At 43.6% G+C, this 24,361-nt stretch carries 24 protein-coding genes; 10 read left to right on the top strand and 14 right to left on the bottom strand.

Annotated elements, in window-relative coordinates; genetic code table 11:
- Nucleotides 1-254: 254 nt before the first annotated feature.
- Both BM283_RS09460 and lplT read left to right on the top strand, forming a co-directional pair.
- Nucleotides 255-761: a septal ring lytic transglycosylase RlpA family protein gene (locus tag BM283_RS09460; RefSeq protein ID WP_254776307.1), complete on the top strand. Its 507-nt coding sequence runs from the start codon at nt 255-257 to the stop codon at nt 759-761.
- A gap of 315 nt (nt 762-1,076) precedes the next feature.
- Entirely contained in the window at nt 1,077-2,351 is a 1,275-nt protein-coding gene (gene lplT, locus BM283_RS09455) for a lysophospholipid transporter LplT (protein WP_090692394.1), read from the top strand.
- Between the two features lie 138 nt (nt 2,352-2,489).
- Here the strand turns inward: lplT and BM283_RS09450 are convergent, their stop codons facing one another.
- From BM283_RS09450 to BM283_RS09405, 10 genes are all read right to left on the bottom strand, one after another.
- Nucleotides 2,490-3,227 (bottom strand): uracil-DNA glycosylase, encoded by a 738-nt coding sequence (locus tag BM283_RS09450; protein WP_090692392.1) that lies wholly within the window; start codon nt 3,225-3,227, stop codon nt 2,490-2,492.
- Entirely contained in the window at nt 3,224-3,685 is a 462-nt protein-coding gene (rimI, locus tag BM283_RS09445) for a ribosomal protein S18-alanine N-acetyltransferase (RefSeq protein ID WP_090692390.1), read from the bottom strand. Before rimI ends, BM283_RS09450 begins: the two co-directional genes overlap by 4 nt.
- On the bottom strand, nt 3,682-4,356 hold the full coding sequence (gene tsaB, locus BM283_RS09440; RefSeq protein ID WP_090692388.1) for a tRNA (adenosine(37)-N6)-threonylcarbamoyltransferase complex dimerization subunit type 1 TsaB: 675 nt from the start codon (nt 4,354-4,356) through the stop codon (nt 3,682-3,684). The genes rimI and tsaB overlap by 4 nt, the downstream gene beginning before the upstream one ends.
- A 45-nt stretch (nt 4,357-4,401) precedes the next feature.
- Nucleotides 4,402-4,953 (bottom strand): RNA 2',3'-cyclic phosphodiesterase, encoded by a 552-nt coding sequence (gene thpR, locus BM283_RS09435; protein WP_175492085.1) that lies wholly within the window; start codon nt 4,951-4,953, stop codon nt 4,402-4,404.
- Entirely contained in the window at nt 4,946-5,443 is a 498-nt protein-coding gene (gene ispF / locus BM283_RS09430) for a 2-C-methyl-D-erythritol 2,4-cyclodiphosphate synthase (protein ID WP_090692384.1), read from the bottom strand. Before ispF ends, thpR begins: the two co-directional genes overlap by 8 nt.
- Nucleotides 5,440-6,144 carry a 2-C-methyl-D-erythritol 4-phosphate cytidylyltransferase gene (gene ispD, locus BM283_RS09425; protein WP_090692382.1) on the bottom strand — a complete coding sequence of 235 codons (705 nt, stop codon included), beginning with the start codon at nt 6,142-6,144 and terminating at the stop codon, nt 5,440-5,442. Before ispD ends, ispF begins: the two co-directional genes overlap by 4 nt.
- Nucleotides 6,145-6,407: 263 nt before the next feature.
- A complete protein-coding gene (locus BM283_RS09420) occupies nt 6,408-7,745 on the bottom strand; it encodes an ATP-binding protein (RefSeq protein WP_090692380.1) in 1,338 nt (445 codons plus the stop codon).
- Entirely contained in the window at nt 7,742-8,425 is a 684-nt protein-coding gene (locus BM283_RS09415) for a response regulator transcription factor (protein ID WP_046851841.1), read from the bottom strand. Before BM283_RS09415 ends, BM283_RS09420 begins: the two co-directional genes overlap by 4 nt.
- A 142-nt stretch (nt 8,426-8,567) precedes the next feature.
- Nucleotides 8,568-8,852: a PepSY domain-containing protein gene (locus BM283_RS09410; protein ID WP_090692377.1), complete on the bottom strand. Its 285-nt coding sequence runs from the start codon at nt 8,850-8,852 to the stop codon at nt 8,568-8,570.
- A gap of 61 nt (nt 8,853-8,913) precedes the next feature.
- Nucleotides 8,914-9,174: a hypothetical protein gene (locus BM283_RS09405; RefSeq protein ID WP_139225233.1), complete on the bottom strand. Its 261-nt coding sequence runs from the start codon at nt 9,172-9,174 to the stop codon at nt 8,914-8,916.
- Between the two features lie 370 nt (nt 9,175-9,544).
- Here BM283_RS09405 and BM283_RS09400 point away from each other — a divergent pair, with 370 nt between their 5' ends.
- The gene (locus BM283_RS09400) at nt 9,545-12,040 is read left to right on the top strand and encodes a 3-hydroxyacyl-CoA dehydrogenase/enoyl-CoA hydratase family protein (RefSeq protein ID WP_090692373.1); all 2,496 of its coding nucleotides are present in this window, start codon (nt 9,545-9,547) and stop codon (nt 12,038-12,040) included.
- Nucleotides 12,041-12,083: 43 nt separating this feature from the next.
- Complete coding sequence (locus BM283_RS09395) at nt 12,084-13,286, top strand: acetyl-CoA C-acyltransferase (protein ID WP_090692372.1); 1,203 nt, start codon at nt 12,084-12,086, stop codon at nt 13,284-13,286.
- A 158-nt stretch (nt 13,287-13,444) separates the two neighbouring features.
- On the opposite strand, the gene BM283_RS18795 is transcribed toward BM283_RS09395, so the two are convergent.
- Complete coding sequence (locus tag BM283_RS18795) at nt 13,445-13,618, bottom strand: hypothetical protein (protein WP_170828928.1); 174 nt, start codon at nt 13,616-13,618, stop codon at nt 13,445-13,447.
- Between the two features lie 1,425 nt (nt 13,619-15,043).
- Between BM283_RS18795 and ettA the strand changes: the two genes are divergently transcribed.
- The 6 genes from ettA (at nt 15,044) to BM283_RS09365 (ending at nt 21,519) form a co-directional block, all read left to right on the top strand.
- Nucleotides 15,044-16,708, top strand: coding sequence for an energy-dependent translational throttle protein EttA (ettA, locus tag BM283_RS09390; RefSeq protein WP_090692369.1), 1,665 nt, complete (start codon nt 15,044-15,046; stop codon nt 16,706-16,708).
- Nucleotides 16,709-16,752: 44 nt separating this feature from the next.
- Nucleotides 16,753-17,535, top strand: coding sequence for an N-acyl homoserine lactonase family protein (locus tag BM283_RS09385; protein ID WP_090692367.1), 783 nt, complete (start codon nt 16,753-16,755; stop codon nt 17,533-17,535).
- Nucleotides 17,536-17,791: 256 nt separating this feature from the next.
- On the top strand, nt 17,792-19,108 hold the full coding sequence (rimO, locus tag BM283_RS09380; protein ID WP_090692414.1) for a 30S ribosomal protein S12 methylthiotransferase RimO: 1,317 nt from the start codon (nt 17,792-17,794) through the stop codon (nt 19,106-19,108).
- Nucleotides 19,109-19,149: 41 nt separating this feature from the next.
- Nucleotides 19,150-19,608: a SixA phosphatase family protein gene (locus tag BM283_RS09375; RefSeq protein WP_090692365.1), complete on the top strand. Its 459-nt coding sequence runs from the start codon at nt 19,150-19,152 to the stop codon at nt 19,606-19,608.
- A gap of 28 nt (nt 19,609-19,636) precedes the next feature.
- The gene (locus BM283_RS09370; protein WP_090692362.1) at nt 19,637-20,176 is read left to right on the top strand and encodes a pseudouridine synthase; all 540 of its coding nucleotides are present in this window, start codon (nt 19,637-19,639) and stop codon (nt 20,174-20,176) included.
- A gap of 152 nt (nt 20,177-20,328) precedes the next feature.
- On the top strand, nt 20,329-21,519 hold the full coding sequence (locus BM283_RS09365; protein WP_090692361.1) for a DesA family fatty acid desaturase: 1,191 nt from the start codon (nt 20,329-20,331) through the stop codon (nt 21,517-21,519).
- A gap of 111 nt (nt 21,520-21,630) precedes the next feature.
- On the opposite strand, the gene rng is transcribed toward BM283_RS09365, so the two are convergent.
- The 3 genes from rng to rlmH form a co-directional block, all read right to left on the bottom strand.
- On the bottom strand, nt 21,631-23,085 hold the full coding sequence (gene rng / locus BM283_RS09360; protein ID WP_090692360.1) for a ribonuclease G: 1,455 nt from the start codon (nt 23,083-23,085) through the stop codon (nt 21,631-21,633).
- Nucleotides 23,086-23,118: 33 nt separating this feature from the next.
- Nucleotides 23,119-23,742: a Maf family protein gene (locus BM283_RS09355; protein ID WP_175492084.1), complete on the bottom strand. Its 624-nt coding sequence runs from the start codon at nt 23,740-23,742 to the stop codon at nt 23,119-23,121.
- A gap of 100 nt (nt 23,743-23,842) precedes the next feature.
- Nucleotides 23,843-24,310: a 23S rRNA (pseudouridine(1915)-N(3))-methyltransferase RlmH gene (rlmH, locus tag BM283_RS09350; protein WP_090692356.1), complete on the bottom strand. Its 468-nt coding sequence runs from the start codon at nt 24,308-24,310 to the stop codon at nt 23,843-23,845.
- Between the last annotated feature and the right edge of the window lie 51 nt (nt 24,311-24,361).

Here is a 24,361-nt window from a genome sequence, read left to right as displayed (position 1 = left end):
CCAAAGCAGAAGCGATTGCTATGATATTAAACTTAGTATTTCTCATTGTTATTATTAGTTGGAAAAGTGTGTGAAATCTGAAACAAAGCTAATCTAAATACGTTCAATCTGAGCTAAATGTTCTCTTGCTGGAATTAAAAGACCATTGAGCACCCTTAAAAATTTCATAAAGGTGGATGATGACGAGAATAGAATCAAGATTTACTCTATTTAAAACAGAAATAATTCCGGTTTATAAACTTTATGCAATCAAATTGATAGAATTGCGAACGACTATCAATTTACCGCTTGCAAGTATTACCGGGGTATTGATATTGCTGTTCGCCTTTTTATCCAGTGGCTGTTCTATTTTTACCAAACCTTCTACCTCATCCTTATCTCGAAGCAAGCAAAATGCACCGTACAATAAACCCTACAAAGTAGGAGGCAAGACATATTATCCAATATCCTCAGCAGTAGGCTATCGTGAGAAAGGGATTGCTTCATGGTATGGCAAGGAATCGGGTAATCGAACTGCAATGGGTACACGTTTTAATCCACAAGGCTTAACTGCTGCACATAGAACTCTTCCCCTGCCCACCAAAGTAAGAGTTACCAATCTCCGTAATGGACGTGCTGTAGATGTCATTGTTAATGATCGCGGCCCTTTCAAAAGAAACAGACTAATTGATCTATCACATGGTGCAGCTAAAAAGATTGGTCTACATGGTCTTACCGAAGTAAGGGTAGAATACCTCGAAAATATGGCCAGCAATCCATAATAGTCCACTGTCACGGATCCATCGTTCGGAATAGCTATCGCTATAATATTGATATTTTGTATGTGATTCCATTTTCAAATCAAACATGACGTGCAGGCGAGCCACCAACAGCATCAATCATAGGGCAAGGTAAAGCCAACAAAATCAGGTTTAATTTAGAAATGGAATGACTAAGACTAAATAAAATTTTCATCTAAATGAGAGACATAAAAGGTATTATTCCGTTTACAGGTACTATTCCCTTTAGGATATACACTACTATTTTCTACTAAGTATTCCCGGAAAGATTTAAATCGAGGTTATTAAGGAGGACTCTTGGAGCGCGGATTCTATACAATAATGGTGGCACAATTTTTTTCGTCATTAGCTGATAATGCATTATTGGTGGTAGCGATCGCGCTATTGACTGACTTACAAGCCCCTACCTTTCTTACCCCCATGCTCAAATTTGTATTTGTGCTGTTCTATGTCGTGCTGGCACCCTTTGTAGGTGCATTTGCTGACTCCATGGCGAAGGGTCGAGTCATGTTTATCAGCAACTCGATTAAAATCGTGGGCTGTACCCTTCTGTTCTTTGCGATAGACCAATATGTTGCGCTCAGTGCCTATGCCATAGTGGGGCTGGGTGCAGCAGCTTATTCTCCTGCAAAGTACGGCATATTGACTGAATTGCTGCCCCCGGAAAAATTGGTCATTGCCAATGGCTGGATTGAAGGATTAACTGTAGCTTCTATCGTACTTGGCACAGTGTTTGGCGGGCTTCTCATTACCCCAGCCATTTCGACTGCTTTACTATCGCTTGATTTTCCTTTTATGGATACAGGTATCGATACCCACATAGAAGTAGCGCTTCTGCTTGTTGCAGTGTGTTATACGATTGCAGCCACTTTTAATTTATACATACCCAATACAGGAGTCGATCATCGCATACTCAAAAAGAATCCTTCATTCCTGATTCACGAATTTGCACACTGTGTCAAATTGTTATGGACCGACAAGCTTGGGCAGATCTCGCTCGCTGTCACAACTTTGTTTTGGGGGGCAGGCGCGACTTTGCAGTTTATTGTTTTGAAATGGGCTGATATTGCACTGGGCTTTCCACTCAATCAAGCCGCGCAATTGCAAGGCGTAGTGGCAGTCGGCATTGCTCTCGGAGCGGTTTTAGCAGCTAAATTAGTTTCTTTGCGGGATTCAGTAAAAGTCATTCCACTCGGTATTGCCATGGGTATCGTCGTGATGACGATGATTACTGTGCGAGACTTATGGATTGCGGTGGTGTTACTTGTCTTGATCGGTGGTCTAGCAGGTTTTTTTGTGGTACCAATGAATGCCCTGCTACAGCATCGCGGATATATTTTGATGGGCGCCGGTCATTCCATCGCAGTCCAGAATTTCAATGAGAATTCCAGTATTCTGGTGATGATATTGCTGTATGCGCTGCTCATCCTACTGGATGTGCATATTTACGTTGTGATTGCGCTATTTGGTTTATTGGTGGCTATCGCTATGCTTCTCATCCGTAAATGGCACCTGTTCAATCAAAGCAAAGAGGACTCACTTCATCTAATTGGCATGCATAAAGTCCATTAATGATGATCGCACTATTCCATTTCCTCATCAGAAATAAGGTGAAGACGAGCTACAAACAGTATAAAAACTAATATAGCAAGGAGAAGCTGGCAATGCCAGGCTTGATTTGGCAATGGAATCAGTGGCTTCCTGAGAAAATCATTGCGCCAATAATGATTGCATAGTTGCTTTGGCGAAGCATAAATCTTCCCACGCCTTGGCTTTGTCCGAGAGCGAACGTAACAGATAAGCTGGATGATAAGTAACAATCAAAGGGATATCTGCATAGGAGTGTAGCATGCCACGCAGATTGCCAATATTTTCATTAGAATGCAATAAATTCTGGGCTGCCACCTTTCCCAACGCAACAATAAGTTTAGGTTTAATCAGAACGATTTGTCGTTCCAGATAGGGCCGACACTGTTCAGCCTCGTCAGGTTCAGGGGCTCTGTTATTAGGTGGTCGACATTTTACGATATTGGTAATATAAACTCCCTCGCCACGCCGTAATTGAATAGACCTCAACATATTGTCAAGCAATTTACCTGCTTGACCAACGAATGGCTCGCCTGTTTTATCCTCTCGCGCACCGGGTCCTTCTCCGATAAACAGCCAATTAGCCTGTTCGCCCCCCACCCCGAACACCGTTTGTGTTCTTGACTCACATAACCGACATGCTATGCAGCCAGCAACGGTAGCTTTGAGCTGCGCCCAATCCATCCTTGAAATTTGCGCTTCTCGATCATTAATTACTGCTTTTGCAGCATTGACTTTTGAGACAGACTGATCACTCGCCAAAGTCGAGGGCGCTGATTTTTCCAAAGCGCTGTCTGCCCTGCGATGCCAAATAGGGGTTAAACCAAGCTCGTGCAGTGTCTCCTTGCGTCGTCGACTCATAACTCCAGCCTCATCACCAGTGCATCTTCACGCCCACACATAGCAGGATAATATCCTTTACGTATCGCGATTTGTTTAAAACCTAGTCGTCGGTACAAATTGGCCGCAGCAATATTAGACTCACGCACATCCAACAAGACTGCTATAGCCCGCTGTTGTCTGGCAAGATCAATGAAATACTGTAGCATCTTGCAACCCAAGCCTTGATGCTGCCATTGAGCGGAAATGCCAATTGTTAGAATATGGGCCTCATCGGGACCTCTCATCATAATAGCATAGCCTATCAGCAAATCGTTGAGTTCTATCACGCGGCAGTGGTAGCCTGCTCTGATCGAATCAGCAAAATTCATTTCTGACCAGGGGAAAAGAAATATTTCACGTTCGATGAGAATGACGCGACGCACATCTTCCAAGCGCATTTCCCTGATCTGATAGGTTTGCTGCAAGGAATGGCTCATCGCTCATTTTCCTTCAAAGCCACCTTATTTCGTATATAAACAGGAGCAGCCTCTTCGGCAGCGATGCCCAACCCTTTCAACAATTTTGGCGCAGCGAGTCGCGCAATTTCCTGGGCATGGGGATAACATCCCGGCTCAATCCGATACAAACTATTGCTGTAAAGATGGCTTAGCAATTCATGATACTGATCGAAACCACTACCACACCCAACCCAGCAGCGCCCGCCCGGTAGCTGAGGTATATGCTGTGGCAAACAGAGAATAGGTGCTTGTATAATTGACCAGCCATCAACTGTTTGAGTATAAGCAGCATAATAAATTTCACCCATACGTGCATCCAGCGCTGCCATAACGTGGCTTGCCCCAATTCTTTGGGCCATAGCTTCCAACGTGCTAATCCCGATAACAGGCAGGTCTGTCGCAAAGGCCAATCCCTGCACTATGCCACATGCTATGCGCAAACCCGTAAATGATCCTGGACCGGCACCGAAAGCAAAGCCATCCAATTGTGTCAAAGCCAGCCCGGATTCGGCCAACATTGCTTGCAACATCGGCAGCAGTAACTCAGTATGCGTTTGCCCTGCCAATACTTCTTTGCACAGCACGTTACCATCCAGCCAGAGTGCGAGTGAGCAATATTCAGTAGAAGTATCGAGCGCTAGGATTTTCATTAGGTACTCAAAGATTCTTTATGAAGCATAATGTGATAACGGGATTCAGATTTCTTCCAGAGGCCAGCGATTAAGTGACAAATAAACCATGCCCTGATCAGTCTGTTTGGATTGCACTAATGCCCATTGATTGACGTGCCAGTCAACCGAAGCCGTCAAATCTGGCAAATTTCCGCATAACGCTTTTCTTACCAAAGTAATGTGTGGAATATAGCGGCGTTTTTCCAGCGAAAAACCCGCCTGAGACAATCTATTCTGTAAATCGTTTACTAATGCAGAAAGCTTAGCAGGACATTGGCTTGGACCAATATGGACAATGCGATTATGTTGCCAGTACTGAATTTCATCCATAGTCAAATGGAAACTTGATTGTTTGACTTGATTCGCTACTTGGCGCAGTGTTTCAAGTTGCTGACCAGTTACATTTCCAACAAATACTAAGGTAAGATGGATCAAAGGAAGATTGATGGCCCTCCCCCTACAAAGGCTGGCGAGCTGGCTGGCTAGCTTGCTCAGTCTTTCTTGAGCAGCGGCATCAGGCCAGACTGCAAAAAAAACTTTTATAGTCTCTTCGGGAGAAATATTAGTTTTAATCACAAATATCGTCAGTTTTTGTGATTAAACAAATGGCTTCGGCCACAATCCCCTCACCCCGACCTACAAAGCCAAGCTTCTCCGCAGTTTTTGCCTTGATATTAATGTCGCTGCTAGACATATTCAAATCTTGGGCAATGTTAGTTACCATCGCCAAGATATAGGGGGCCATTTTAGGTGCCTGAGCAATAATAGTGGCATCGATATTGATGACCCTGTAGCGCTTGCTGATCAGCAACCGATGCACCTCACGTAATAGCACGCGGCTGTCAATATCTTTGTAACGCGCATCCTTGTCGGAAAAATGCTGACCGATATCCCCTAATGCAGCTGCACCGATTAATGCATCACACAGCGCATGCAGCAGAACATCTGCGTCAGAATGCCCCATTAGTCCTTTCTCGTAAGGAATCGCTACCCCACCAATGATCAGATCGCGACCTTCTACCAGTGGATGCACATCAAAACCCTGACCAACTCTTATATTCTTCACTTTGTTTCCCTTTTTTGTAAGACAAGTTCGGCTAAGGCCAAATCTTGAGGATAAGTCACCTTGAAGTTATAAGCATCGCTCTGCACTAATCTGGGGCGAAGACCTGAAGCTTCGATCGCGCTGGCATCATCCGTTATAGCGGCACTATCCACTTTACTCAGTGCATCCATTAACAGGCCCAGGCGAAACATCTGCGGGGTTTGCGCCTGCCATAAGCTATTTCTGGATTCTGTCCCCATCACACATTGATTTGAATCGGCACGCTTTAAGGTATCTGCAACCGGAATCGCCAATAAGCCGCCAATCTCATCCAGTGCAAGTGCATCAATGAGTTGGTCAAGTTGAAAGATAGTCAGGCAAGGGCGGGCTGCATCATGTACAAGAATCCAATCATCCTTACCGATAGATCCGTCTGTTTGCATTGCCTTCAATCCATTCAATACACTATCAGCGCGCGTTGCCCCTCCGCAATATTTCACGGTCAATTTATCAGCAAAGGATGACCAATCGTAACGGCTCCATTCATGATCATCCGGGGCGAGAACAACAAATACTCTAAAAATATGCGAGGAAAGGCACAAGGTGTGTAGAGCATGATAAATCATTGGTTTCCCAGCCAATGATAAATACTGTTTTGGTAATTCATTATTCATGCGCGAGCCGGTGCCTGCAGCAGGAATTAGTGCGATAAATCTAGGCATGCTTGTTTTTTTCAACTGGTTTAATGGGAATAAGGTTAGACGATATTTAGGCTCCGTTTTTTCAGCTCAAAAATCAACCTTACTTTAATGCTGCGGATAGTTCATGGTATCTTATTATTTATTAAAGTATCTGTTCGTCATTATCTCATATCCTTTCTTATCTGACGTCTTTCAACACGCCATAATCCAGGCAGAGGAGCCTTGCGCATCAATAAAAGACGCACAATTTAAGACTGGAATGGCCTGAATTGCAAGAATTTCTGTTAACGCTTTATTCTGATAATAAAAGATGCTCCAGCGTTCTTGCCCGGCTCAATAGATAAGGCACCATCATATGCCTGAGCAATATCTCGCACAATAGCCAAGCCAATACCGTGACCTGGCATCGCTTGATCAGCCCTGACCCCACGTTCAGTGAGTCTGCCTATTTCTTCCTGCTTGACACCAGGACCATCGTCTTCTACTTTAAGCACGATATCATCGTGCACACACTGGGCCGATATGATGACTGTCCGCCGACACCATTTGAAAGCGTTATCAATTAAATTGCCAAGCAATTCCATCAAATCACCCTCATCCACCCTCAAACAAAACTCAGACCCAATTTCAATGACAATCTGCGGACATTTGTCGTAATGGGCACGATTGACTGTATTCACAATTTTCTCAACGACTGGACGTAATGCAATCAGCCTTGTTCCAGGCGAACTGCCAGCTGTCGCCGCACGACGTAATTGATATTGAATGATACTATCCATCCGGTTGATCTGTTCATCGAGAACAGTTTTCATATTCTCGGAAAGCTTTTCAGTTCTGATTGTACCCTGCAGGATAGTCAGCGGTGTTTTAAGACTGTGCGCTAGATCAGCTAGCGCATTGCGGTAACGCTGCTGATGTTTTCGTTCGTGTTGGATGAGCGAATTGATATTGTCGGTAAGGCGTTTTAATTCGACTGGATAGAGCCCTTGCACGCTTTCCTGCACGCCTGATTCAACGGCATTTAACTCAGATGAGACCTGTCGCATCGGTCGAAGCCCCCAATGCAATACCAGCATCTGCATAATCAATAATAAAAATCCCATCACTCCCAACCAACCCCACAAGTCTGTACGATAGCTGTCTATTTGCGCCTCAAGCGATGCACTCTCTATGATCACATGAAAAGTAAAGGGATAGTCACCTCCATCTGTTTCCCAGGCTACAGCAAAACTGTAGATAAAGTGAGGCTCATCATTAAGCATAATCTGCTCGAATTTTTTCTCACCTTCTAATAGAGGGGCTCGTGACGGTATGGGAATACTTAAAGTAGAAAACGATTTCCAGACAAGAGTATTGGTTTGATCGGTAATAAAGGCATAAACACCTGAATTGAGCTGCTCAAATTCAATCAGAGCTGGCAGTTCTTCTGGCATGGATAGACTACCCTTCTGGTCAACTTCAACCTCTCCCATCAGCAGAAAAAGCTTGCCAAGCATGCGGTCCTGTAGCGCCCTCTGGCCGCTATCATAAAAGGCACGATCCAGCGTCAACGCAGTACCTACAATAAAGATAAAAAGTACTAATGAGGCACTGAATAAAATCCGCTGATTGAGTGATCTCATAATGATGAGGATTTGATCGCAAAACGATAACCGCGTCCACGTAATGTTTCTATTGGGTTAAGTTTTCCATCAGGATCAAGTTTACGGCGCAAGCGTCCAATCATAACCTCCAACACATTACTATCATGATTATCATTGTGGGAATAAAGATAGTCAGTAAGTGTTTGTTTGGAAATGACCTCACCTTGATGGCGCATTAAATGCTCCAGCAAGCGATATTCAAAAGTAGTCAGATCAACCACGTCATTACCTAACTTGACCGTTTGTTCGGCTGTATCCAGTGTGACAGGCCCATACTTCAATGTTGTACTCGGAATGGCAGTTGCACGGCGTAGAAGCGCCTTGAGTCTGGCCTGCAACTCTTCCATTTGAAATGGCTTGGCAAGATAATCATCCGCCCCCATCTCCAAACCTTTAACCTTATCTTGCCAGCTATTACGCGCGGTAAGAATAAGTATGGGCAGTAAGCTGCCTCGCTTGCGTAAAGCAGCAATCACTTCAAGGCCAGATAAACCAGGTAAACCAATATCAACAATGGCTGCATCTAATGGATATTCACTTGCAATATACAAACCTTCCTCGCCGTTATCACAAGTATCGACCATATATCCATCTGCCTCTAGTTGCTGACTAATTTGCTTTTGCAGCTTGATTTCATCTTCAATAAGCAAGATTCGCATGATGTCAATCGAGTAGCTTAAATAATCAAATACTGTGTTAAACCTAAAAATCTGCAAACGTGATCATAGCTAGCTTTGATCATAGCTAGCTTATTTCACTCAATCACTCAGATAGGCAGAATTACATGGGAATTTTTCTATTCTAATGAGTAGCAATAACGGCGCCGCTATTAGCGTTTATAGTCACGATGCGTACAGTTCCTCTGTTACTTAAAATCTTGACACGATAACTATCAGGCACACGTTGAACAGATAGAAGACGCCCTGGAATATGCTGCTGTGCAATAGTAACGGCTTGCTGTTGGGAAATTTCCATGTGCTGATTGCTCGGTTGATAATAAAGAGAATCTTTCTGCGCAAGCGTAGCGGTAGGCATGATAAATAAAAAAAAAATAGCAATCACCAAGCAATATCGATAGGTCATCATTCTTCAATAGCTATAAGCCAGCCGGTAGCAGAATAATATTTTCTGCTACCGGCCATGATGTTTAATAGCCTAACATAAAACGGGCATTTCCCGTGTTACTGCCAAAGAAAAAGTTTCTCGGGGCGACACCGTAATAACCACCGTAAGCAGGCGGATAAGCGGGAGGATAGTAGGACTGGTTGTAATAAATATTTCGTGTATTGTAATGATTATGGTGATGGTGGCGATGATGATCATGATGATGATGGCGATAATGATCATGGTGGTGTCCTCTTCCAGCTTCAACCACCATGGGAATCACTAAAACAATACTTAGCAACATTCCAGATAATAATTTATCACTAAGTCTATTTTAGTTCTCGTTTTCATGTTACACCTCCTTAATTGTTTTTTTATTGATCAGAATTTCTTCTGTTGGTGATTACTTTATCGCGGGGATCATGAATACAAACTGAACAATTTATAAAGAGAAATAGGATGACAAATGCTGATACCTTAATTTGGCTTAAGTAATTGACATCAATCTTTACAAAGATGAAAAAATTCCCACTTGCTCTTTGAGGTTCATGCTTGTAATCTTTTGAGCGAAAAGCTTGAAATAGTCATTTAAATAAGATGTAATCAAGCAATGATGCAGAAATGTGCTGCATTAGCAGCTTCATCCAATAACCAGATCAGGCGGAGGGAGAAAATTGAGTAACTATCGCTTTATTGTGCGCAAGGCCGCAGTGCTGGGAGCAGGAGTCATGGGAGCGCAGATTGCAGCGCATTTGGTAAACGCTAATATTGAAACACTTTTATTTGAGCTGCCTACTGAATATGGTGATCCTAGTGCGCTTGCCACAAAAGCAATCGAAAAACTGAAAAAACTTGAGCCTGCTCCACTATCAGTAGCTTCCAAAGCAGCTTCTATTCAGCCGGCTAATTATGATCAGCACCTGGGATTGCTCACGGACTGTGATCTTGTTATTGAAGCGATCGCTGAACGTATGGATTGGAAAACCGATCTGTATACCAAGATTGCGCCTCATCTTGGTCCGCATACCATTTTTGCCAGCAATACATCCGGTCTATCGATCAATCAATTGGCGCAGGCTTTTCCTGAAGAATTACGTCATCACTTTTGTGGTATCCACTTTTTTAACCCCCCGCGTTATATGCATTTGGTCGAGATGATTCCTTGCAAGGAGAGCGATGCCGGAATACTTGATGATCTGGAAGCATTTTTAGTGACTTATCTGGGTAAGGGCGTCATTCGTGCGAAAGATACCCCTAACTTTATCGCTAACCGTGTAGGTGTATTTTCCATGTTGGCGATTATGCATCATGCAAAAGAATTTGGCTTAGGCTTTGATCTAGTTGACAAGTTGACGGGACCCCTCATTGGTCGCCCCAAGAGTGCTACTTTCCGTACTGCAGATATCGTAGGCCTGGATATTCTCGCCTATGTCATCAATACTATGCATAAAGCACTGAGCGATGATCCTTGGCATCGCTATTACGTCATCCCCAACTGGCTACAAACCTTGATCGATCAAGGCGCACTCGGCCAGAAATCAGGCAAAGGAGTTTATCGGAAAGTTAATAAAGAAATTCAGGTGCTTGATCTAGCTACCAATACTTATCATCTTTCCGAAAGCACATTAGATAGCGAGGTAGAATCGCTACTCAAGCAAAAGAATCCAGTTGAAAAATTTGCAGCTTTGCAACTCAGCGAGCATCCACAAGCTCAATTTTTGTGGGCAATCCATCGGGATCTGTTCCATTACTGCGCTTTTCATTTATCATCCATCGCAGATAATGCGCGCGATCTGGATCTCGCGATCCGCTGGGGGTTCGGTTGGAATCAGGGGCCATTTGAAATCTGGCAGACTGCCGGCTGGAACCAGATTACTGCCTGGATCAATGAAGATATTGCCGCTGGCAAAAGCATGAGCAACATTCCTCTTCCTGCCTGGGTACAAGAGGTAGGGCAACATGCGGCGCCAGAGGTCCATACCGCGCAAGGTTCCTACGCACCGGCACACCATGCGATGCAACCGCGATCTACATTGCCGGTATATCGCAGACAAGCATTTCCTGATCACTTGGCGGGTGAAGAAAGGGTATATGGTGAAACCATCTTTGAAACAGATGCAATACGAATGTGGCATACTGGAGATGAAATAGCGATTGTCAGCTTCAAGAGCAAGATGCATACGATCGATATCGAAGTACTCAATGGATTGCAGCGGGCAATTGAGGAAGCAGAGCGTCACTGGCGTGCACTCGTGATTTGGCAAACCGAACCTCCTTTCTCGGCAGGTGCTAATCTGCAAAAAGCGACAGAGAAGCCCAAACGTGAGGAACCTCCCTCCGCTTTTGATCAATTCGTGAAGAAAGTTAAGAAAACAGCTCAATCGACCATTCTGCAAGCTGCGCGAAGTCTGGATCTAGCAGATGCATTGATGGCTGGCAAACTCGCAGAAGTAGAAACGCTGATCACGCGCTTCCAGCAGCTATCCCAGCATCTGCGGTACTGCATGATTCCAACGGTGGCGGCTGTCGATGGACTTGCTTTAGGAGGGGGCTGTGAATTTGTGATGCATTGCGATCGAACTGTTGCCACCTTGGAAAGCTATATCGGTTTGGTTGAGGCAGGGGTGGGCTTGCTACCTGCCGGCGGGGGGTGCAAAGAGCTGGCATTGAGAGCAGCACGAAATGCAATAGATGATGATCCTTTTCCCCAACTAAAACAGTACTTCCAGACAGTTGCAATGGCACAACTTGGAAAAAGTGCCGAGGAAGCAAAAAAACTGGGTTATTTACTCCCGGCTGATCCGATCATCATGAATCGTTTTGAGCTTCTTTACGTAGCAAAAACCCAAGCACTTGCACTGGCAGAGTCAGGTTATCGCCCGCCTTTGATGCCACGCGGGATTCCAGTAGTGGGATCTACCGGGATTGCGACACTCAAAGGAACATTAGTCAATATGCTAGAGGGGCACTTTATTTCTGAGCACGATTACCTGATCGCCAGCAAAATTGCTTATGTCATGTGTGGAGGCGATTTGACGCCGGGCAGTCTGGTAGATGAAGAGTGGTTTCTCAAGCTGGAGAGAAAAGCATTCATTGAATTGCTGGCAACAGAGAAAACTCAAGCACGCATCGCGCACACCTTGAAAACAGGAAAACCACTTAGAAATTAGCCATCGTGATGAGATCCTTATTTAAAGATTGATGGAGAAAACCATGACCAAACAAACTCAGGATGCTTATATCGTCGCTGCTGTACGTACACCTGTTGGTAAAGCCCCACGCGGCATGTTTAAAAATGTTCGCCCCGATGACATGCTTGTTCATGTTCTCCAAGCAGTATTGAAACAATGTGAAGGACTTGATCCGGCTGCAATCGAAGATGTCATCGTCGGTTGCGCTATGCCGGAGGCAGAACAAGGAATCAATGTAGCACGTGTAGCATTGTTGCTGGCTGGGCTGCCCAATAGCGTGTCAGGCATGACAGTCAACCGCTTTTGTGCGTCCGGACTGCAGACAGTGGCATTGGCTGCAAACCGTATTCGCCTGGGGGAAGCAGATGTGATGATTGCGGGTGGTACTGAAAGCATGAGCATGATACCAATGATGGGCAATAAGGTTGCCCTGAATCCCGCTATGTTCCTGCACGATGAAAATGTAGCCATTGCCTATGGAATGGGCATCACTGGCGAGAAAGTAGCACAGCGATGGAAAATCTCTCGTGAGCAACAGGATGAGTTTGCGCTGACGAGCCACACACGAGCCTTAAAAGCCATCGAAACGGGCGAATTCAACCAGGAGATTGTCCCCTACCCGATCAAAGAAAAAAGACCGGATTTAACTTCACATGAAGTCGTAACTGTAGAATCTGTGAAAGACACTGATGAAGGACCTCGTGCCGATACCAGTTTAGAAGTGCTTGCGAAATTGAAACCGGTCTTTGCAGTCAACGGCTCGGTCACGGCAGGAAACAGTTCACAGATGTCTGATGGTGCAGGTGCGGTAGTACTCATGAGTGCTGCCGCATTACAACGCTTCAATTTAAAACCCATCGGAAGGTTTATTGGATACACAGTTGCAGGCGTTCCGCCTGAGATAATGGGAATTGGCCCAATCAAGGCGATTCCTAAGGTACTGAAACAAGTGGGTATGAAACTGGACGATCTTGATTGGATTGAGCTGAATGAAGCATTTGCTGCACAAAGTCTCGCTGTTATCGATGAGTTAGGGCTGGATCGCGCTAAAGTGAATCCTTTGGGAGGGGCTATCGCACTGGGTCATCCACTTGGTGCAACAGGCGCAATCCGTGTCGCGACACTGCTGCACGGCTTACGTCGGCACCATCTGAAATATGGCATGGTTACGATGTGCGTAGGTAGTGGAATGGGAGCAGCTGGGGTATTTGAAGCATTGTACTAGCCTGTGATGAGGTTATCGTTTCTTTGAGGCATTCCATTTCCAAATTAAACACGACACTCAAGCGAGCCGCAGACAGTATAAATAATCTGGCAAGGTGAAGCTGATAATGTCAGGTTTGGTTTAAAAATGGAATAAAGAATCGAGAGTAAATTTATTTTTTAATACGAGAACGTATTCATTTTTTGTAATTTTGCTTTTTTTTGAACGAATTCCACTTTATGGAAATATCCTCCCACAGCTTCCGCGACTCGTCTAAATTCAACAGCAGGAATATCTTGAGGAACTATAAATACCTGACTAGCACCTGATCTAAAATAAACCAGAACTCTCATAATATCTCTCCCTGTAGCTCGTTTTTGTTTAATTCAATATTTCTCTTTGAGGAGAAATCCCCGAGTTTTCTCCTCATGGCCAAGATAAATGATGGCTTTTACCGCATTAGCCAGGATTGAGTGAGCAACACGTTCAGGCACTACCTAAAAAGAATCTGATGACCTCAGGCATGGCGGTTAGTAGTTTACTCCAGTAGTTTACCCCATGATATCTCACAATAATTCTTTATCTCAAGACCGACCTAAGTTTCCTGTTTGTTTTATTAGAGAATCGACAACTGAACATGAAATAAAATCAATCATAGCCATAGGGCAATTTTACTCATCAGGTGAATAATTTTTTTCGCTATAATTTCGCTACAATAATCTGCTTACTTATCAATTCAATGATACACTGAGAGGTGAGATTGCTTGCTTTGCAAGTTGAGCTGTTAAGCTAGCACATTTCTGATTAGCCATACTATAATCAATAGATGTAAAAGATGTTCTCCTTGAGCGAATTCAACCTTGCCTTATCTCTATCAACCGTTCTTTACTCATAATATATCCTCATCTGGCCATCTTTTTGGCTTATAAAAACAGTGATAACTCGCAATCCAACTCAAATTGTTAAATATGAATGATGAAAGATTAAATTAAAATCGGCAGAGATTAAATACGTACAAACACGTAAGGATTAACCCTTATATGACATACTTTTTAGCTGAGATCAGACTTGAGAAACCAGCATTAGTATATGTTTGATTTCATTAGTCTATTTAAGGCTTTATCCAAAAGAGGGAACATTTATGGTATTTGTGAATCTTAAGGCGATAATAATATTAATATTGGCACCCGTCCTATGCAAGTCGGGAAAATAGCTCAAAAAATATTGATAAATAACAATTTATAATCAGATAGACGTACTCATCATAATGTCTTTTCAGTCATTATTTTATTAACTATAAAGAGTAGCCATTGCCCGTCATTAGGTCTGTTCGCACATTAAAATCAACTAAAAGATGAGTACTATCGTGATTAACTATTTACTCTGAATAAAATATCCCTTACATCATAATTTATATTTATTACAATGATTTCTTTACATCTTTCAAAAATTGAAAGCTATTGAAAACTTGGATTTAATGAAGAGTAACCAATAAACGCGTAATTCCATTTCTAAATTAAACCTGACTTTGTCGACTTCACCTTGCCGTATCATTGATACTGTCTGCAGCTCATCTTTGCGCCATTTGATTTAGAAATGGAATAATAGTCAAATTAACTACCGGGAAATAGGCTGGTAAAATATACAATTTTCCAGCTAGGCGCGAAAACAAAATTCATTATTCGGTATCAGGCTAACCGGCACAACAAAAAAAGCCCAAATTTTAGAGTAACGATTAAATACAAATTCCTAATCATCCCTATCTTTCTTTACACTTTATGGCTCAATATGTTTTAACCATGAATCGTTTAAGCAAGGTTGTTCCACCTAAGCGCACGATTCTTAAAGATGTTTCACTCAGTTTCTTTCCTGGTGCGAAAATAGGATTACTGGGCCTAAATGGCTCAGGTAAATCCACGTTATTAAAAATTATGGCTGGGGCAGACAAGGATTTTGAAGGTGAAATTACGCCAATGCCTCATCTCAAGATTGGGCATTTACCTCAAGAACCCCAACTTAATCCGGAACAGACTGTACGTGAAGCTGTTCAGGAAGGATTAGGTGATATATTCAGCGCTCAACAGAAATTAGAAGAAATTTATGCGGCTTATGCTGAACCAGATGCAGATTTTGATGCACTGGCTGCAGAGCAGACGCGGCTGGAAGCCATCATTGCAACAAGTGGGGGTGATACTGCCCAACAAATGGAAGTAGCCGCTGATGCGTTGCGTCTGCCTGAATGGGACGCTGTCATAAACACTCTTTCTGGTGGCGAGAAACGACGTGTAGCACTGTGCAGGCTGCTGTTATCGAAACCGGACATGTTATTGCTCGATGAACCTACCAACCACCTTGATGCTGAATCTGTGGAGTGGTTGGAACAATTCCTGGTGCGTTTTCCTGGTACGGTAGTCGCTGTAACGCACGATCGCTATTTTTTGGATAATGCCGCGGAATGGATACTGGAACTCGATCGTGGCCAGGGTATTCCCTGGAAAGGCAATTATTCAAGCTGGTTAGAGCAGAAAGAGATCCGCCTCAAACAGGAGGAATCTTCTGAATCTGCCCGGCAGAAAGCGCTCAAAAAGGAACTGGACTGGGTACGACAAAATCCTAAGGGACGGCAGGCGAAATCTAAAGCGCGGATTGCCCGTTTTGAAGAACTCAACTCCCAGGAATATCAAAAGCGCAACGAAACACAGGAAATCTTTATTCCGGTGTCCGACAGGCTAGGTAATGAAGTCATTGAATTCAATAATGTTTCCAAAGCATTTGGCGATCGGTTGCTGATTGATAATTTGAGCTTCAAAATACCCCCTGGCGCGATTGTCGGTATCATTGGCCCCAATGGCGCGGGTAAATCAACATTATTTCGCATGATTATCGGTCGTGAGCAACCTGATACGGGCGAAATCAATCTCGGCAACACGGTCAAAATCGCTTATGTTGATCAGTCGCGTGATATCCTCGATAGCAATAAGACTGTCTTTGAAGCCGTATCAGATGGGAACGATATCCTCACGGTCGGCAAATATGAAACGCCATCTCGTGCTTATATTGGCCGCTTCAATTTCAAAGGACCTGATCAGCAGAAAATGGTCGGACAGCTTTCAGGAGGGGAACGGGGACGTTTACACTTAGCCAAGACACTGATTTCTGGCGGCAACGTTCTGCTGCTTGATGAGCCATCGAATGATCTCGATGTAGAGACATTGCGCGCATTGGAAGATGCATTGCTGGAATTTGCAGGCTGCGTGCTGGTTATTTCGCACGATCGCTGGTTTCTGGATCGTATTGCGACGCATATTCTGGCGTTTGAAGGCAATTCTCAAGTTACCTTCTATGCCGGTAATTATCAGGAGTATGAAGCCGATAAACGCCAACGATTGGGTGAAGAAGGCGCAAAACCGAAACGGATCAGATATAAACCAATTACGCGCTAACAAAGCCTGAAATAGGTGCCCTTACTGGCTCTGGTTATCAAGTTATGTCCTCTGCACTCAAAATCTGGACGTTACTCACCGGAAGCATACGCTATGAGAAAACTATTTCAACGCGTAATCGTGGTCAGGGGCAATGGATTGAAGCACCTATTCTGGCTTATCTGATTGAGACATCCAATGGACGCATCCTATATGACGCAGGGTGCGACTACCGTAAATTGACCAACCCTGCTCTTCGCACCCGTTATTTTACTTCCCTGCCCTCTTCTATAGACACGCCTAGAATGCAAGCAGACCAGCGTGTTCCACGCTATCTTGAACGATTAGGTTTAACGTCTTCCGATATTGATTTAGTATTTATCAGCCATTTGCATTTCGATCATGTTGGTGGTTTGTGTGATCTGCCTGGATGTGAGGTTCACATCCATCGGGATGAGTTGACAGCAGCCAAGAGTGGATTAGATAGCGGAGTATTCGCAGATGAGCTGGTTAAATCGGATCAGTGGTATGTGCAAACAAGTGAATACGAAGTTGCGCCAGGAGTACAGGCTATTACTACGCCTGGTCATACTGCAGGGCACATGTCACTGCTCATCCAATTGCCCAAAGGCCGCCCCGTCATTCTTTGTGGTGATGCAGCCGATCTGAATGAGAATTTATCCGATGAGATTGCACCTGGCTGCTGCTGGCAGGATAACGTAGAGCAGGCACTGGCCAGTATCCGCAAACTTAAATCACTTGCTCTCATCGAGAACGCGCAGCTCTGGCCCAACCATGACCTTGCTTTTTTTAAAACCTTGCCTGAGTTTCCGCTATGGCGCGACTAATAAGTCTGCCCCCTCTCATCACCCGTTTGTCCGCTACTACTTTATAATTTTGCTCATGCTCAAATTGCTTTATTATTTCATTTCTAAATCAAAAATGATGCGAAGGCAAGCCGCAGACAGTATCAATGATACGGCAAGGAAAAGCCGACAAAGTCAGTTTTGATGTAAAAATGCAATAAATTGTTATCTTTAATTACCCTGCTATTTTTATAACTTTACTCAGGTGATCTTCACCTTTAGCAATCAATAAATGAATATGCGTAATAAAATCCCACGTGTTGGTTTCGTTTCGCTTGGTTGCCCCAAGGCAACTGTTGATTCCGAGCGCATCCTGACGCGTCTGCGGACAGAAGGCTATCTTATTTCACCCAACTATGAAGACTCAGATTTAGTCGTGGTCAATACTTGTGGCTTTATCGACAGTGCCATTGCTGAATCGCTCGACGCAATTGGTGAAGCGCTCACCGAAAACGGTAAAGTCATTGTCACTGGTTGCCTTGGCGCGAAAGGGGATGTGGTGAAGCAAGCCCATCCCAATGTACTGTCTGTTACAGGCCCGCAGGCAACTGATGAAGTCATGGAGGCCATTCATGCATATTTACCGAAATGGCACGATCCTTATGTTGATCTAGTACCCCCACAGGGGATAAGGCTGACACCTAAACATTATGCCTATGTAAAAATTTCCGAGGGCTGCAACCACCGCTGTACCTTTTGCATTATTCCCAGTATGCGTGGCAATCTGGTCAGCCGTCCAGTAGGCGATATCATGCAGGAAGCACAAAGCCTGGTGGATGCTGGTGTCAAGGAATTATTGGTTATTTCACAGGATACTAGCGCCTATGGGGTTGATCTGAAATACCGCAGTGGTTTCTGGAAAGGTAACTTTGTTAAATCGCGGATCACTGAACTTGCCCAAACTATGGGTGAATTGGGTGTATGGATACGCCTGCATTATGTCTATCCCTATCCTCATGTCGACGAGCTCATTCCGCTAATGACAGAGGGCAAGATCGTTCCCTACCTGGATATCCCCTTTCAACATGCAAATGCGCGTATTCTAAAGCTTATGAAACGCCCTGCGGATAGTGAGGATGTGCTTAGCCGTATTCAACAATGGCGCACGATCTGCCCTGATATCACGCTGCGCAGTACATTTATTGTGGGTTTCCCGGGGGAGACAGAACAAGAATTTGAAGAACTACTGGATTTTCTTAAGACAGCTCAACTGGATCGCGTCGGTGCGTTCATGTATTCTCCAGTTGACGGTGCAGTCGCTAATAGTTTGCCCAATCCTATTCCACCCGAATTACAGCAGGAACGTTTAGCACGTTTGATGGCGTTACAGGAAAAAATCAGCGCACAACGGCTTGCACAGAAAGTAGGCAAAACTATCCAAGTGCTGATTGATGAGGCTGATAAGCAAGGTGCGGTTGCCCGCAGCCATGCGGATGCACCGGAAATCGATGGGCTGGTTTATATAGAGAATGGCCAGTCATTAAAACAGGGGGACGTCGTAACCGTACACGTCACACATTCTGACGAACATGATCTTTGGGCGGAGATTATTTGATAGATCAGCATTAGCTGTTATTTTTGTTTAAGGAGGACAATTTGGAACTTATCCTATGGCGCCATGCGGAAGCAGAAGAGGGATTCCCTGATGCCGCACGCAAACTGACTGAGAAAGGAGTGCAGCAGGCTCGCAATATAGCTCAATGGCTTAAACCAAGATTACCCAAGAACACGCGCATTCTGGTCAGTCCCGCAAAACGAACTCAGCAAACGGCTTTGGCACTGAGCAATAATTTTGAAACAACGCCGGAAGTAGGAACCAGTACTACTGCTGATAGAGTACTCGCCGCGGCTAGCTGGCCTTACGAGGAAGGTACCATCCTGATAGTTGGCCATCAACCTACCTTGGGCAATGTTGCAGCTTCATTGATCTGCCCTGACCGTACCGGCTTTAGCATCAAAAAAGGAGCCATCTGGTGGTTTAGCTATAAACAAAATGCCGATACTGAAAATACTATCTTGCGTGCTGTTATCTCGCCCGATATAGTGCAAACATAACCATGCATTCTCTCGCTGGAATTAAGCCATGGCACACTTGATTCTTTTCAACAAGCCATACAGAGTAATTTGTCAATTTACACCCCAAGCTGGATATCAATCATTAAAAGATTTTATTCCGATACCTGATCTTTACCCAGCTGGACGACTAGATGCCGATAGTGAAGGATTAGTCATACTCACTGATGCTGGAGTATTACAGCATAAAATCAGTGATCCAAGATTCAAGCAAGCAAAGAAATATTGGGTACAAGTAGAGGGTATACCCGATCAATCAGATCTCCAACCATTACGCGAAGGAATAATATTAAAATGTTATAGAACTCGACCTGCAAAAGTACGTCTAATACAACAGCCATCTCATATTTGGTCACGAAATCCACCCATACGCTTTCGCAGAAATATTCCTACTTCCTGGTTAGAATTTATCCTTACCGAAGGCAAAAACAGGCAGGTACGTCATATGACAGCAGCGATCGGATTCCCTACCTTACGTTTAATTCGAACAACAATTGGTAAGTACACATTAGCAAACCTTCCTCCAGGTAAGTGGAAAATTATTAAATAATTTTATACTACGATATCTATTAAAAAATTTATAAAAAATTGCATAACTTCTGTAATAAATGATCACGAAATATCTTGACTAACCTTATACATCTCTTTAGATTTCATTATTGAACCATAGTCTGTTTTTCACGGAGGAATAAAAGTATTATTATGGACATAGACATCGTTTCAGCATTATCAGGACTAATAGATTTGCCGTGGTGGGGCTATATCGTGGTTACGCTAGTAATCACCCATATCACGATTGCAAGCATCACCATTTATCTTCATCGACATTCAGCTCACAGAGCGCTAGATTTACATCCTATCCCTAGCCATTTCTTTCGTTTCTGGCTATGGTTGACTACCGGTATGGTTACCAAAGAATGGACCGCTATTCATCGCAAGCACCACGCAAAATGTGAAACTTTAGATGATCCACACAGTCCCCAAATTTTTGGAATTAAAAAAGTATTGACCGAAGGGGCAGAGCTTTATCGGTTAGAAGGAAAAAACAAAGAAACCTTAGAAAGGTATGGGCACGGTACACCAGATGACTGGATAGAACGCAATGTTTATAGCAGATTTAGCGCAAGTGGCGTTGGATTAATGCTAATTATCAATTTCATTCTATTTGGCCCTATCGGTCTTACTATTTGGGCAATACAGATGATGTGGACACCTGTATTTGCTGCAGGAGTCATCAATGGCATTGGCCACTATTGGGGATATCGTAATTTCCAGGCAGAAGATGCCAGCCGTAATGTAGCTCCTTGGGGCATTCTGATTGGGGGAGAAGAATTACACAATAACCATCATGCCTACCCTACTTCAGCTAAACTATCCAATAAATGGTTTGAATTTGATATTGGCTGGCTATATATACGTATCCTGGAAATGATGGGATTAGCAACCGTCAAGAAAATTGCACCCAAGCTTAACATCAACAAAACTAAAACCCAGTGCGATTTCGATACCCTGCAAGCTGTAATCGCTCATCGTTATGAGGTACTGGCGAAATATACCCAATCTCTCCAAGCATTGTTTAAGAAGGAAGTAGAGCATTTACGAGAAGTCGCTTCCCATCATGGAATAGATGGGAACACACTTAAACGTTGGATATTGGCAGATGCGAAAACCTTGCAAGAAGAGGAACGTATTAAACTGAATCTGGTTTTAAGTAAAACCAAAAATCTTGATAAAGTTTATACCATGCGTGAAGAACTGGTAGCCATATGGCAACGCTCGACCGCTTCGAAAGATGAATTAGTTAAACAACTCGAAGATTGGTGTCATCGTGCGGAAGAAAGTGGAATTGAAGTCCTGGAAAAATTTTCACGTCGATTACGTTGCTATGCATAAATAAGCTATAACACCACGCTATAACTTCCGGGCAAAGGCTATAAGATTAACGCTTACCTTTTGCCCGATAATTCTTATAACTCAGTGGCAACCTCAGCATTTATTTATTATTTAGATCAAAATAACATCATACTGCTCTTGTGTATAAGACGCTTCCACCTGCAAACTAATAGGTTTCTCAATAAAGTCAGCAAGTTGTGCCAAACTTTGCGACTCCTCATCCAGAAATAAATCGATCACTTGCTGCGAAGCAAGGATACGAAATTCATTCGCTTCAAATTGTCGTGACTCACGTAACAGTTCACGCAAGATTTCATAACAGATCGTTTGTGCTGTCCGGATTTGCCCTCGTCCTTGGCAAATTGGACATGGTTCACATAAAATATGAGCAAGACTTTCACGCGTACGCTTCCTTGTCATCTCTACCAAACCTAAGGCAGAGAAACCATTGACCGTCATACGTGTCCTGTCCTTCATCAAAGCTTTGTTGAGTTCTGTCAATACTGCCTTTTTATGCTCTTCATCCTCCATATCGATAAAATCGATGATGATGATGCCTCCTAAATTTCGCAAACGGAGTTGCCTCGCTATAACTTGGGCTGCTTCCAGATTGGTTTTAAATATGGTGTCATTAAAATTACGCACACCAATGAAGCCACCCGTATTGACATCCATGGTAGTTAGCGCTTCGGTCTGATCAATAATGACATAGCCACCTGATTTGAGATCCACCCGCCGAGCAAGTGATCGTTCAATTTCATCTTCGACCCCATATAAATCGAAGAGGGGACGCTCTCCGGTATAATGATCGATTCTGCTTGCAACATTGCTTATATAGTTTTGAGCAAAAATGATCAGTTTCAAGTAAGTTTCGCAGGAATCTACCAGAATGCGGTAAGTATCATCATTAACAAAATCGCGCAACATGCGATGACTTAGATCTAAATCCTGATAAAGTAGCGCAGGAGCGCTAACTGTTAATGCTTTATTTTGAATATCATGCCAAAGCTTATGCAGGTACTCTATATCTGCATGCAGATCCGATTCGCTTGCCGCTTCAGCCATCGTTCGTATGATGTAGCCTCCCTTGGCATCAACTGGAAGAATATGTTGCAGTTTCTCACGTAATAATTCACGCTCGACATTATCTTCTATACGCTGAGAAACACCAATATGGGATTCTTGTGGTAAATAAACAAGCATTCGCCCAGCAATACTGATTTGGGTAGAAAGTCTTGCTCCCTTTGTACCAATGGCATCTTTAATCACTTGTACGAGAATATTGTTCCCCTCGTGCAGCAATCGCTCAATGGGTTTATCCCCTGTAGCGTTTGAACTTAATTCCTTGATATCTCCTATGTGGAGAAATGCTGCTCGTTCCATGCCAATGTCGATAAAAGCTGATTGCATACCTGGCAGGACACGGCTAACCCGGCCACTATAAATATTACCAACAATTCCCCGGCTGCTCGCTCGCTCTATATGTAACTCCTGTACAACCCCTTGCTCTATAACAGCAACACGTGTTTCCTGTGGGGTAACATTGACAAGAATTTCATTGCTCATTTAGAAGGATAGCACAATTTATTTTTCTAGCTCTCAGGGGAACACTTTTATTCCGGACTCTTCCAGTAATTGAGCTGTTTCAAACAATGGTAGTCCCATAACCCCACTATAGCTACCAAAAATCTCAACAATAAAGGCTGCTGCCATACCTTGAATTGCATAACCCCCTGCTTTATCAAAAGCCTCGCCGCCCGCAATACAGGCTTGAATTTCTCGTTTACCAATCTCACGAAAACGTACTGTAGTAATTGACAAACGATGCTTGATCGTCCCCTGCAAATTCAGAGCAATCGCAGTCAAGACCTGATGCGTTCTGCCTGAAAGTGCAGTCAACATCTCCTCAGCATGAGTAGCATCCTTCGGTTTTCCGAAAATACACCCATCCAATGCAACAATCGTATCAGCCGCCAAGACAGGAAATAATGGCAACTTGCGCTGTATCAAACGTATTCTCCCTGCTTCCGCCTTGGCATGGGTAATACGATAAACATAATCAGTTGGAGATTCATCCAGAAGGGGGGTTTCATCAATATCAACAGCTCGAGATACTGTTTCTCGCATGAGCAACACACTATGTCTTACCCCAATTTGTTTCAGCAGTTCCCTTCTACGGGGGCTGCGCGAAGCTAGATAGATATAATGTCCAGCAAACGTCATGATGTTTAAAATTTATAGAGTAAGTGTTTTTTAAATTTATTCTTTAATTTCTTTTTACACAGTAGACTCATTACAACTTTTATAAACCCTCTACCGCAGGCTACATACGATGATAAGGATGCTGTCTGATAATTGATAAAGCTCGATAAAGTTGCTCTGCCAATAATACACGAACTAGACCATGAGGAAATGTAAGTCTGGAAAGTGCCAGCATTTCATTAGCCATACTCTTGATATCACGATGCAATCCATCTGCACCTCCAATAATAAATACAACATCTCTACCATTTCTCATCCAATCAATCAGCGTCTCAGCTAACTGAATGGTAGTAAACTGTTTACCTCGCTCATCCATGACAACAATGTAACAAGCCGATGGTATGGCTGCCTGAATACGTTCGCTCTCAGCAAGTAACAACTGTTCATTTTGCTTACTGCCCCGTTTATCTGGTTTAATTTCGATCAGATGAATGGGTATTTCCCTTGGCATGCGCTGGGTATATTCCATAAAACCAGCCAGTACCCAATCGGGCATTTTATTTCCTACAGCCAAGATATAGAGTTTCATTAATTATCGCGTTCCTAAATCAATCCTGACTTTGTCGGCTTCATCTTGCCG

The sequence above is a fragment of the Nitrosomonas sp. Nm34 genome (assembly GCF_900113925.1).
GTDB lineage: Bacteria > Pseudomonadota > Gammaproteobacteria > Burkholderiales > Nitrosomonadaceae > Nitrosomonas.
Note: the sequence above shows the minus strand (reverse complement) of the source record. Positions and strands in the feature narration are given on the sequence as shown.